The organism is Lactobacillus delbrueckii subsp. jakobsenii ZN7a-9 = DSM 26046 (assembly GCF_001888925.1).
GTDB classification, from domain to species: Bacteria; Bacillota; Bacilli; order Lactobacillales; family Lactobacillaceae; genus Lactobacillus; species Lactobacillus delbrueckii.
In genome coordinates, this window is the sequence record NZ_CP018218.1 from 320088 (window position 1) to 332097 (window position 12010).

Consider the following 12010-nt stretch of genomic DNA (forward strand, 5'->3'; position numbering starts at 1 on the left):
ATCTTAAGGGGGATTTTATCGTGAAGAAATTCAAATTCAAGCAAGTTTTGGCTACTGGTACTGTTTTAGCAGCAGGGATTGCCCTGACTGCCTGCTCAGGGGCCAAGCAAAACGGCGGCAGCTCCAACAAGAAGAGCTCAGCCAGCGTGGCCTTGATCACTGACATCGCCGGGGTTGACGACCACTCCTTCAACCAGTCCGGCTGGGAAGGGATGGTAGCTTACGGCAAGTCCCAAGGCTTAAAGCGGGGGACCAACGGCTACCAATACTTTGAATCAAGTTCAGCTTCTGACTTTACGCCAAACATCAACCAGGCGGTTGCGGCCGGCTACAAGACCATTTTTGGCGTTGGCTACTCACTTAAGGGCGCGATTGCTTCAGCAGCCAAGAAGCACACTGACAAGAACTTTGTCATCATCGACGACGTGATCAAGGGGCAAAAGAACGTGGCTTCCGCCAACTTTAAGTCTCAAGATGCTTCCTACATGGCCGGGGTAGTTGCGGCCCGGACCACCAAAACCAACGTGGTTGGCTTCATTGGCGGGGTTCACGGGGACATCGTCGACTTATTTGATGCTGGTTTTGCCAAGGGCGTGCAGGACACGGCCAAGAAGATGGGCAAGAAGATCACGGTTTTGAACCAATACGTCGGCTCATTTACGGCCGCTGACAAGGAAAAGTCAATTGCCAAGGCCATGTTCGCCAAGAAGGCGGACGTGATCTTCCACGCTTCAGGTTCAGCCGGCCAAGGCTTGTTCAGTGAAGCCAAGTCAGTCAACCAAGAACTGACTGCCAACTCCAGCAAGAAGGTCTGGGTCATCGGGGTTGACTCCGACCAGTCCAGCCTGGGCAAGTACAAGTCCAAGGACGGCAAGAAGTCCAACCTCTGCTTGACCAGCGTGATGACCGGGGTCAACGTGGCCGTTAAGGACATCGCTACCAAGGCAGCCAAGGGCAAGTTCCCAGGCGGCAAGCAGCTGGTTTACGGCTTGAAGCACAACGGGGTCTACTTGACCCGGGGCTACGTCCAGGCTTCAGTTTGGAAGCAGGCACAAACTGCCCGCAGCCAGATTCTGGCCCGCAAGGTTTCAGTACCAAGCCACCCAAGCAAGTAAGCAAACAAAAATCTCTGAGCAAGAGCTCAGAGATTTTTTTGCGTATCAAGCTTTTTTCTCGCGGCCAGACTGAAGCAAGACCAGGCAGAAGATCACGAGGAGGATAATGGCGCCAGCTGAGAAGTAGAGGGCCACGCTGCTCTTTACCCGGCCTTCAAAGAAGCCCAGGACCAGGGCCATGATCAAGGTCAAGAAGATGCCCACGAAGCGGAGCAGGGCCGTGCTTCGTCCCTGGTAGCTGGCGGGAGTTTTCATGATCCGGCTGGTTTCCAGGTAGGTGTAGACTGGGATGCCAGTACCAAAAATACTGCCGAGCAGGAGGCCGAAAACAAAGGGAGAAAGTTGGCGGCCTGCCCCGCCGCTTAGGTAGGTTGCCCCGGCAGAAAGGACGATCAAGGCAAGGACAGAGAGCTTTTTGAGGCCAGCAGGCAGGCTGACCACAGCCCGGTTAAGGCCAGCACCGACTGCCACGGCAAAGATGATGCCCAGGCCAATCACCAGGATTGACTTGAACTGGGGATCATAGCGGCCGATTTTTAAAATTACTAGGCTCATGACCAGTTGGTTACGGCAGGTAAAAAGGACTTCGGCGGCAAAGATCAAGGCAATGCTGTTTTTAAAGACGATGCTGACTGATTCCCGGATATCGCGGGCCAGGATGGAAAAGCTGAAGGAGGGTTGGACGGAAGCCACAACTTGATCAGCCGGTACCCGCAGCCAGATTAAGAGGGCCAGCAGATAAAGGGCGGCGCAGAGGTAGAGGTAGTTGGGCAAAGCCACGAAGCTGAGGGTCACGAAAACCAGCAGATAACCGACAATTGAGGAGATAGAGTTCAGCGAGCTGATCCCCTGCTGCACCAAGGGGATGGCCTCCCGGTTCTCCTTGCGGACGATATAGACGGTTCTGGCGGCGTTGTCGAACTCACTGATGATGGAAATGACAATGTCGACGACAATTAAGACGCCGATGAAGGCCACCTTGTCCAGGTCAAAAATCAGCGGCGGAAGCAGGCAGGCTATTCCAGAAAGCAAGGTGGTGAAAAAAAGGATCCGCCAGGCACCATGCTGGTCAACGAAGCTGCCGATAGCCAGAGCAAAGGCCACGCTTACGGCAACGCTGATGTTGTTGACCAAGCTGTTGACCGCGGGACTGGAGACGTACTCTTGGACTATGAAGGACAGGGCCACGCTATAGATGCTGGCCGCCAGCATGATTATTCCTTGCGAGGAATTAAAGGGCAAAGTTGGAATTTCTTTTTTCATTGTTCACTCACCTTGTTTTCACTTTTTATTCTTTACTGAAATCATACTCCTTTTTCACACAAATGGTATTTTTTATAAAGTGGATATAAAAAGTACTGAGCAGAGGCTCAGTACTTTTACATCTATTAATTTTTCCCGGCTTTAACGGCCCAAGAGACCAGGAGCAGGCCAGCAAGGCACTGATGATCAAGACAGCCGGGAAATCGCGCCAATCTTCGCTGGTGAAAGCTTGCCAGTCCTTTTTGGCAAACATCATGACCAGGCCAGCAAGACCCAGCAGCAAATAGAGAACCGCAATCACAAAAAGTACCTGCGCCGTTTCAAACACCTTTCTGACCAGCATCCCTTCAACCAATAGCAGACTCCCGCTTGCCAGAAAAATCACTGCCAATTTCCGCCAGCTGAAAGTCACCGGCAATTGCTTAAAACCGCTCAGCAGCATCCCGCAGCCGATTAACAAATTTACCCAAAACAAGCTATTCATTGCTTTCCTCCACTAACAACTAATATCCGCCATCCTACTCTATTATTCTTCTTCGTTCAAGCTCTGATAGCCGTAATTTGCCAGCTGCTGGTCAGTATCGATCACTGACATCCCTCGGACCAGGCAATAGATCAAGACCGCATCCCGCTTCACATTGGCATAAAGCGCCCCGTTGTCGCTCAAAGACAAGAGACGGTTAGTCTCTTTCAATGACAGCTTCAAGCTAATGGCCAGGGCCAGAACCTTGTTCCTTGCCGGCAGGCGCCGTCCTTTTAAGATCTGATAGCCATAGCTGCGCTCAATCGCGGCCTCATTAAACAGGTCACTCTTCTTGACCCCCTTGTCTTCGATCAGCTTGTTCAAGTAGCCGGCAAAATTGTAATCAGCCACTTGATCTAGTACATTAGAAATATGATCTGCTTTCAAAGCAGCGAGTAATTTTTCAGTTTCCATTTTTACCCCCATTGTTACCATTATGGCAGAAAGATTTTATATAAGATGAAGCAAGGAAAAATAAGCGATTACGTTAATCCTGTCCCCATTAAGATATACGTTAATCCTGTCCCCATTAAGATAACGGACGACAAGGCAATTTTCAAAGTTGAGAAGCTGGTCCCGACGCCTTACATCGAGCGGGTCCTTCCTTTAGAATACGCCCCTTTATATGAACAGCTGGCCCAGCTAGACACCGCGATTCCCAAGATTGTCTGCCTGGAAAAAAGCGACCGCCTGACCGTCATCGAAGAATACATCGACTCTCCCCGTCTTGACCAGTACTTAGAGACCCACAAGCTCACTTCTGCCCAGATCCACGACTTAATCTGCCAGCTGCTGGACGTCCTCGCGGTCCTGCACCAGCAGACACCGCCGATCATTCACCGGGACATCAAGCCGGAGAATATTTTTTATGATGGCAAAAAGCTGATCCTGGCCGACTTCGATATCGCCCGGAACATGCAGGAAGACGCTGACCGCGACACCCGCATCCTGGGGTCAGTGGGCTACGCGGCCCCGGAACAGTTTGGTTTCAGCCAGAGCGGTCCAGCCAGCGACTTCTATGCAGTCGGGGTGCTGATGAACGTCCTTTATACTGGCTCCCTGCCCCAGCGTCCGCCTTTATAAAGGACCAGAACGGGAAATCATTGAAAAAGCTACCCATATCAACAGCCAGAAACGCTACCAAAACGCCCAGGAATTCAAGGATGCGATTACTGGCTTAGGCCAGTCCAGCTGGCTTTTGCCAGGCTTCCGCAGCCATCAGCCCGCCCGCATGCTTACAGCCGGTTGCGGCTACTTATTGATGCTGTTTAGTTCCTTTAGTATGGACGCCAAGAGCGACTCAGTGGCTGACAGTTTCCTGCTCCGCCTGTCCTTTTTCATGGTTCTTTTCTTGATCGTCCTTTTTGCCTGCAACTACCGCAATATCAAGAGCATGTGCCTTTTCCATTCATCCAAGTCCAAATTTACCCGGGCCTGCGGGATCATCATCAGCTACCTGCTCGTGGCCACGGTTTTGACCACGGCTTTAGCCGCTTTATCGGTAGCGATTTCATCTTTTGGCCATTAGTGGGCTGCCTGCCCACCAATCCTTCTCTTTAAAAGTCTACACTTAAACTGGATGCTGACCCATGCAAGATGGTGAATTTTTTAGCTAAGAATTCTGCTTGAGCCGTCTTAGGCAAAAATGGAATGTGTGCAAGCAGACTTTCAGCTTTCAGCATCAATTAAGTCACTTGTTTAAGGAGAGGATAAGATGAAAGTAGTTGGAATTCTGTTAATCATTTTAGGCGTTATTGGTATTGCCATTGGGCTGATGATGTTCGGTGATATTGGCGTAGCATGTATTGTCGGCGCTCTTGCCGCCCTGCTGTCGGGATTCGGCTTCTTAAGCGTTAACAACAAGCTGAATAGTTCTGAGTCTTAAAGCCGGGGGGATCTTGCCATGAAGTCCAATAAAAATCCATTTTACAAGCAATGGTGGGCTGTAACCATCGCCTTCATTTTCGTGTTTTTTGTCGGCTACATCTTCGGCTCTGCCGCTTCTTCGAGTGACGACTCCAATGACGAAGCCTCTGTAGCCAGTTCATCAAAGAGTTCTTCTAAGAGCACTACTGACGACAAGTCTTCTGAGAAAAACAATGCTAAGAAAACTTTGACTGTCAGCTATAAAAATTACGAAATTTCTTCAGAAAAGACCTTTAAGCCGAACTATACGAATAATAGCTGGGCCGGCGGCAGCGTATCTGTCGACAGCATTACTTTGTACAAGACAGCCAAGGCCTACAATTATGATAGTGCCAACGATGGCAAATTCACTATTCAAGGTTTCATGCAGATTCATTACGTAATTAAGACCAAAGCTGATGTTTCAGTTTACCCGACTCAAGGAACATATATCTACTCCAATGGTGAACAGCACGGAGCAGATTCCACTGAAAGTTGGGATGGCGATATTTCTAAGAACGTAACAAAGCAAGGAACGGTAACTGTCCCAGTCGAAAAGATTTCAAGCGTCAACAGTGTTCGCGTAAAATTTGACGCGAGTGCCCAAGACGTTAGTGATGATTCTTTAGACCACGATTTTGATTTCACTATCACTTTGTCCTAACAGACAGCTTGATCTTTAAGAAATTTGGTTGGCGAAGCAAAGACTTCTGCCAAAACGCTGCAGCTGCAATACAAAACCTCAATTTGGAACGACAATACGGTTAAATTCAAGCTCAAATAAACCGCGAAAGCAAAGCCTGCGAGAGCCAGGTTTTGCTTTTTTTGTTAACCGTTGTCAAAAAAGCAGTTCGGAATTTCGCTTATATTGTTGCTTTTTTCTGTTTTTACACTATAATAAGCTAAGATAAAAATAAACATTTTTTCACGATTGTCACACAAATATTCGTGTTGTAACGGAGGAAATCACGTGTCTGTTTCTAAATTTAAAAAGTTAGCAACCATCGCTACTGCTGCTGTTTCAGTTTCAGTTCTGTTGACTGCCTGCCAAGGCAAGAAGTCATCATCTTCAACTGGTACTAAGACCACCAAGCACAGCATCGCGCTTATCACTGACAACAACGCTATTGACGACCACTCCTTCAACGAAGCTGCCTGGAATGGTTTCAAGGCCTTCGGTAAGAAGCACGGTCTGAAGCAAGGCAAGGGTGGCTACCAATACTTTGAATCTTCATCAGCCGCCGACTTTACTCCTAACGCCAACGAAGCTGCCAGCTCCGGCTTTGAAACCATCTTCGGTGTCGGCTACCAACTGACCAGCGCTATCAAGTCCGCTGCCAAGAAGAACCCTAAGAAGAACTTCGTGATCATCGACGACGTGATCAGCGGCCAAAAGAACGTTGCTTCAGTTACCTTCGAAAGCAACCAGGCATCATACCTTGCAGGTATTGCTGCTGCTTACACTACCAAGACCAACCACGTAGGTTACATCGGTGGTGCCAAGTCAGCTACCTTGGAACTGTTCGAAGCCGGCTTTAAGCAAGGTGTTGAAGCAGGTGCCAAGGCTTTGGGCAAGAAAATCAAGATTGACGACCAATACATCGGCAACTTCACTTCAACTGACAAGGCTAAGTCAATCGCTCAATCAATGTACGCCAGCGGCGCGGACATCATCTACCACGCAGCCGGCAACGCTGGTAACGGGGTCTTCACTGAAGCCAAGGACATCAACAAGAACCGCAAGGCTTCCAAGAAGGTTTGGGTCATCGGTGTTGACGTTGACCAATCAAGCCTGGGTAGCTACACTTCCAAGGACGGCAAGAAGAGCAACTTCGTTCTGACTTCAGTTCTGAAGGGTCTGGACGTTGCTGTTGAACGTATCGCTGAAAAGGCATACCAAGGCAAGTTCCCAGGCGGCAAACACTTTGTCTACACTCTTGAAGGCAACGGTGTTTCTGTAACCAAGGGCAACATCGACTCCAAGACTTGGAGCAAGGTTCAAGCAGCCCGCAAGCAAATCTTGAACGGCAAGGTTAAGGTTGCTGAAAGCGTAAGTGACTTGAAGTAATCTCAAACAACAGATTTTTTAAGAGGCACTCATCATTCGATGGGTGCCTTTTTTCTTCGCCTTAGCGTTATAACTTAAACTTCCCAGTCCGGGAACTGGTCTATACAAAGCTACCACTTTGTTCGTGAATTAACCGTTTTCTTAACCGCTGAAAAACTTTTTCTCCAAATTTGTCCAAAAAAGCGAATATTCGCCTATCTGTTCTCTTGCTTTTTCCAAAACTGAATGCTATCTTTAATACATAATCGTTCGTCTATGAAAAAGAAAAGAAGAAAAAGAAAGAAGTAATTTCGCTATGCGCTTTAATTACAAGAAATTGGTTGCCGCTGGGGCAACCACCCTGTCAATCGCTGCTGTATTGACTGCCTGCTCCGGCAAGAAGTCTAACACTTCCGTCAACAAGGACACCAAGCACGGTATCGCCTTGATCACTGACGGTAACGGTGTTGACGACCACTCCTTCAACCAAGCCGCTTGGTCTGGTTTCAAGGACTACGGCAAGGAACACGGCCTCAAGCAAGGCAAGGGCGGTTACCAGTACTTTGAATCATCATCTGCTGCTGACTTCACCCCTAACCTGACTCAAGCTGCCCAAGCCGGCTACCAAACCATCTACGGTGTCGGCTACATGCTGACTGACTCAGTTAAATCCGCATCCAAGAAGTACCCTAAGAAGAACTTCGTCTTGATCGACTCAGTTATCACTGGCCGCAAGAACGTTGCTTCAGTTACCTTCAAGAGCAACGAAGCTTCCTACCTTGGCGGTCTGGCTGCTGCCTACACCACCAAGACTAACAAGGTCGGCTTCATCGGCGGGGCCAAGTCCAGCGTCCTGGACCTCTTCGAAGCCGGCTTCAAGCAAGGTGTCAAGGATGGTGCCAAGGCCTTAGGCAAGAAGATCACCGTTTACGACCAATACATCGGCAACTTCACCTCAACCGACAAGGCCAAGTCAATCGCCCAGTCAATGTACACTGACGGCGCTGACATCATCTACCAAGCTGCCGGCAACGCCGGTAACGGTGTCTTCACCGAAGCCAAGACCCGCAACAAGGCAACCACGGCTGCCAAGAAGGTCTGGGTCATCGGTGTTGACGTTGACCAGGCAAACCTGGGTAACTACACTTCAAAAGACGGTAAGAAGGCCAACTTCACGCTGACCTCCGTATTAAAGGGGCTGCGTTTCGCATGCAAGGACATCGCTGACAAAGCCTACAAGGGCAAATTCCCTGGCGGTAAGGTAATTTCCTACGGCTTAGCTCACGATGGCGTCTCTGTCACTAAGGGGAACCTTGATGCCAAGACTTGGAAGGCAGTGCAAGCTGCCCGCAAGCAAATCCTGGCTGGTAAAATTAAAGTTGCAACTGCTCCAAGTAAGTAGCACAATATATAGTAGTCAATCTGAAACACTCCGCAATATTACGGGGTGTTTTTTGTAAAAGTAATAAAGAAAGTTTTGTCATATGGAAAAAGAGATCAAAAACATCATTGAGATGCGCCATATCGTGAAAGACTTTAACGGTTTTAAAGCCAACAACGATATCAACCTCACGCTCCGCAAGGGCGAAATCCTGGCGCTTCTTGGCGAAAACGGCGCCGGCAAGTCTACTTTAATGAGTATTCTTTCCGGCCTGCTCGAACCAACCTCTGGCGAAATCTACGTGCGGGGCAAGAAAGTCAACATCTCCGGCCCAAACGTCGCTACCAGCCTGGGGATCGGGATGGTGCACCAGCACTTTATGCTGGCCCAGGCCTTCACTGTCCTGGAAAACATCATCTTAGGCCACGAAACCACCAAGGGCCTGGCCCTGGACTTCAAGACCGCCAGAGAAAAGATCCTGGCCCTGTCCAAGCAATACGGCCTGGCCATCGACCCTGACGCTAAGATTTCCGACATCACCGTCGCTCAGCAGCAAAGAGTTGAAATCCTGAAGGTCCTTTACCGCGGGGCCGACATCTTGATCTTCGACGAACCAACTGCCGTTTTGACGCCGCAGGAAATCACTGAATTCATCAAGATCATAAAGAACCTGGCCAAGGAAGGCAAGTCCATCATCTTGATCACCCACAAGCTGAAGGAAATCAAGGAAAGTGCCGACCGGGTCACTGTCATCCGGGCTGGTAAGTCCATCCAAACTGTCAGCGTTGCCGATGCAAATGACGAACAATTGGCCGAAATGATGGTTGGCCACCATGTTAACTTTAAGCTGGACAAGGCTCCCCTCAATCTAGGCAAAAATATCCTGGAAGTCAAGGACCTGCACGTCAATGAAGACCGGGGGACCGAATCAGTCAAGGGTCTCTCCTTCAATATCCGCGGCGGGGAAATCCTTGGTCTGGCCGGGATCGACGGCAACGGCCAGGACGAACTGGTCGAAGCCATCACTGGCCTGCGCCATGTTGAAGGCGGCCAAGTCGTCATCAACGGCCAGGATTTGACCAACAAGCCAGTCCGCCAAATCACGGAAGCCGGCGTCGGCCACATCCCTGCCGACCGGCAAAAGTACGGCTTGATCCTGCAACTGCCTTTGTCTGAAAACATTGCCAGCCAGACCTACTACAAGGAGCCTTACTCCAAGCACGGGATCATGAACGAACAGACCATCCGGGAACACGCCCGGGAACTGATCAAGAAGTTCGACGTCCGCACGACCAGCGAACAATTGCCAGCCAGCGACCTGTCCGGTGGTAACCAGCAAAAGGCCATCATCGCCCGGGAACTTGACCGGGACGCTGACCTGATCATTGCCTTCCAGCCAACCCGGGGCTTGGACGTCGGGGCCATCGAATACATCCACAGCCAGCTGCTGAAGCAAAGAGACGCCGGCAAGGCCGTGCTCCTTGTGTCCTACGAACTTGACGAAATCTTGCAGCTGTCTGACCGAATTGTCGTCCTGCACGACGGGGCCGAATCAGGTGAAGTCAAGCCTGACCAGACTAGTGAAACTGAACTCGGTTTGCTTATGACCGGGAAGAATACCAAGAAGGAGGCTGCCGCTAATGATTAAGGTGAGCCCTAAAACCAAGCGGCTTTTAGTGCCGATCGTTTCTGTTATTGCCGGCTTTTTAGTCGGGGCCATCATCATGCTGGTCTGGAGCTATGACCCATTCCAGGCCTACAGCTCAATGTTTGAAAGTGCCCTGGGCTCAGCCAACGGGATCGGGGAAACTATCCGTAACGCCACCCCGTTGATCTTTATCGCCATCGGCTTCCAGATCTCTTCAGCCGCTGGCTTCTTCAACATCGGTCTGCCGGGCCAGGCGCAAGCCGGCTGGCTGACCGCCATCTGGATCGGCCTGGCCTTCAAGGGCCTGCCCGTCTACATCCTCTTGCCATTTGAAATCATCGCCGGCAGCCTGGCCGGTGCCTTGGTTGCCGGGATTGCCGGCTGGCTGCGGGCCTACTTCGGAACTAACGAAGTTATCTCAACCATCATGCTTAACTACATCGTCCTCTACCTTTGCCAATACCTGCACCAGGACGTCATGAACAAGAGCCTCCGCGTTGACACCGACACTACCAAGACCATCGGGGCTAGCGGCAGCCTGCGGATTCCGTGGCTGAGCGAAATGTTCGGCGGCTCCCGGATCAGCGGTGGTATCTTCCTGGCCATAATTGCCCTGGTCATCTTCTGGTTCTTGATGAAGAAGACCACGGTTGGCTTTGAAATCAAGGCGGTTGGTTTGAACCCATTCGCCAGCCGTTACGCCGGCATGAGCGACAAGAAGAACATCATCATCTCCATGCTCCTGTCAGGCGCCTTCTGTGGCCTGGGCGGGGTCGTACAAGGTCTGGGGACTTACCAGAACTACTTCACCCAAACGACTACCCTGGACATCGGCTGGGACGGCATGTCCGTTGCCCTTTTGGGCGGCATGAGCGCCATCGGCATCCTGCTGGCTTCCCTGCTCTTCTCTATCTTGAAGATCGGTGGCCTGGGGATGCAGACGGCAGCCGGGATTCCATTTGAAATCGTTTCTATCGTCATCGCTGCCATTATCTTCTTCGTAGCCATCAGCTGGGCTGTCGGCCTCCTTTTCAAGGAAAAGAAGTCTGACAAGACCGCGACCTATATTGCCACGGCGGAAACCGCCGGCCGGCAAGCCGCCAATGACCAGCAAAAAGGAGGGGAAGCATAATGAACTTCGTGACTGTATTAGCCTTAATCGTTTCATCAACTTTAGTTTATTCAGCTCCCTTGATTTTCACCGCTTTGGGCGGGACCTTCAGTGAAAACTCAGGGATCGTCAACGTCGGTTTGGAAGGGATCATGACCATGGGGGCCTTCACCTCCATCGTCTTTAACCTGAGCTTCGCCTCAACCTTCGGCACCGCTACTCCATGGCTGGGTGCCCTCTTGGGCGGGATTGTCGGGATCATCTTCTCCCTGCTGCACGCCGTTGCCACGGTCAACTGGCGGGCTGACCACGTTATTTCCGGGACGGTCTTGAACTTGATGGCGCCGCCATTGGCCGTCTTCCTGGTCAAGGCCATCTACAACAAGGGGCAGACCGAAAACATCAACCAAAACTTCGGCTACTTCTCCTTCCCTGGCCTGGCCAACATCCCGGTTATTGGGCCGATCTTCTTCAAGAACACTTCAGCTCCTGCCTGGGTGGCCATCGTCTTGTCCATCTTCCTCTACTGGGTACTATACAAGACCCGCTTTGGCCTGCGCCTGCGGTCCAGCGGTGAAAACCCGCAAGCTGCCGACACTTTGGGGATCAACGTCTACAAGATGCGTTACGCCGGCGTCTTGATCTCCGGTTTCCTCGGCGGGATCGGCGGGGCCGTCTTCGCTGAAGCAATTGCCGGGAACTTCTCAGTTTCCACTATTGCCGGGCAAGGTTTCATGGCCCTGGCTGCCATGATCTTCGGCCGCTACAACCCAATCGGCGCTATGCTGTCCTCCCTCTTCTTTGGCTTCGCGCAAAGCTTGAGTATCATCGGGGACCAGCTTCCGGGCATTTCCAGCCTGCCATCCGTTTACCTGCAGATCGCGCCTTACGTCTTGACGATCATCGTTCTGGTAGTCTTCTTCGGCAAGACTGTCGGGCCAGCTGCCGACGGGCAAAACTACATCAAGTCGAAATAAAGAAAACAGGGCTTTGGCCCTGTTTTTTACTGACATTTTT

General features: G+C 50.9%; 11 protein-coding genes and 2 pseudogenes. 10 read left to right on the forward strand and 3 right to left on the reverse strand.

The window, feature by feature from the left end; genetic code table 11:
• Window positions 1–20: 20 nt before the first annotated feature.
• Window positions 21–1115, forward strand: a complete 1095-nt coding sequence (locus LJ046_RS01765) for a BMP family lipoprotein (protein WP_002878352.1) — start codon at window positions 21–23, stop codon at window positions 1113–1115.
• A 45-nt stretch (window positions 1116–1160) separates the two neighbouring features.
• Here LJ046_RS01765 and LJ046_RS01770 read toward each other — a convergent pair whose 3' ends face one another.
• The 3 genes from LJ046_RS01770 to LJ046_RS01780 are packed head-to-tail and all read right to left on the reverse strand — an operon-like array spanning window position 1161 to window position 3315.
• Window positions 1161–2378: an MFS transporter gene (locus tag LJ046_RS01770; RefSeq protein WP_035176550.1), complete on the reverse strand. Its 1218-nt coding sequence runs from the start codon at window positions 2376–2378 to the stop codon at window positions 1161–1163.
• 25 nt (window positions 2379–2403) lie between these two features.
• Window positions 2404–2862 carry a hypothetical protein gene (locus LJ046_RS01775; protein ID WP_002878350.1) on the reverse strand — a complete coding sequence of 153 codons (459 nt, stop codon included), beginning with the start codon at window positions 2860–2862 and terminating at the stop codon, window positions 2404–2406.
• A 42-nt stretch (window positions 2863–2904) separates the two neighbouring features.
• Entirely contained in the window at window positions 2905–3315 is a 411-nt protein-coding gene (locus LJ046_RS01780) for a hypothetical protein (protein WP_002878349.1), read from the reverse strand.
• 45 nt (window positions 3316–3360) lie between these two features.
• On the opposite strand from LJ046_RS01780, the pseudogene LJ046_RS10615 reads away from it, so the two are divergent.
• From LJ046_RS10615 to LJ046_RS01815, 9 genes and pseudogenes are all read left to right on the forward strand, one after another.
• A pseudogene (locus tag LJ046_RS10615) lies at window positions 3361–4429 on the forward strand (serine/threonine protein kinase).
• A 186-nt stretch (window positions 4430–4615) separates the two neighbouring features.
• A complete protein-coding gene (locus tag LJ046_RS10120; RefSeq protein ID WP_002878348.1) occupies window positions 4616–4786 on the forward strand; it encodes a hypothetical protein in 171 nt (56 codons plus the stop codon).
• A gap of 18 nt (window positions 4787–4804) precedes the next feature.
• Window positions 4805–5470 carry a hypothetical protein gene (locus tag LJ046_RS01790; RefSeq protein ID WP_002878346.1) on the forward strand — a complete coding sequence of 222 codons (666 nt, stop codon included), beginning with the start codon at window positions 4805–4807 and terminating at the stop codon, window positions 5468–5470.
• Window positions 5471–5491: 21 nt separating this feature from the next.
• Window positions 5492–5590: pseudogene (locus LJ046_RS10305) on the forward strand (DUF4352 domain-containing protein); the annotation flags it as partial.
• Window positions 5591–5776: 186 nt separating this feature from the next.
• Complete coding sequence (locus tag LJ046_RS01795; protein WP_002878343.1) at window positions 5777–6874, forward strand: BMP family lipoprotein; 1098 nt, start codon at window positions 5777–5779, stop codon at window positions 6872–6874.
• A gap of 295 nt (window positions 6875–7169) precedes the next feature.
• Window positions 7170–8255, forward strand: coding sequence for a BMP family lipoprotein (locus tag LJ046_RS01800; RefSeq protein ID WP_002878342.1), 1086 nt, complete (start codon window positions 7170–7172; stop codon window positions 8253–8255).
• An 82-nt stretch (window positions 8256–8337) separates the two neighbouring features.
• Entirely contained in the window at window positions 8338–9882 is a 1545-nt protein-coding gene (locus LJ046_RS01805; protein WP_002878338.1) for an ABC transporter ATP-binding protein, read from the forward strand.
• Window positions 9875–11014, forward strand: coding sequence for an ABC transporter permease (locus LJ046_RS01810; protein WP_002878337.1), 1140 nt, complete (start codon window positions 9875–9877; stop codon window positions 11012–11014). The genes LJ046_RS01805 and LJ046_RS01810 overlap by 8 nt, the downstream gene beginning before the upstream one ends.
• Entirely contained in the window at window positions 11014–11970 is a 957-nt protein-coding gene (locus LJ046_RS01815) for an ABC transporter permease (protein WP_002878333.1), read from the forward strand. Before LJ046_RS01810 ends, LJ046_RS01815 begins: the two co-directional genes overlap by 1 nt.
• Window positions 11971–12010: the final 40 nt, after the last annotated feature.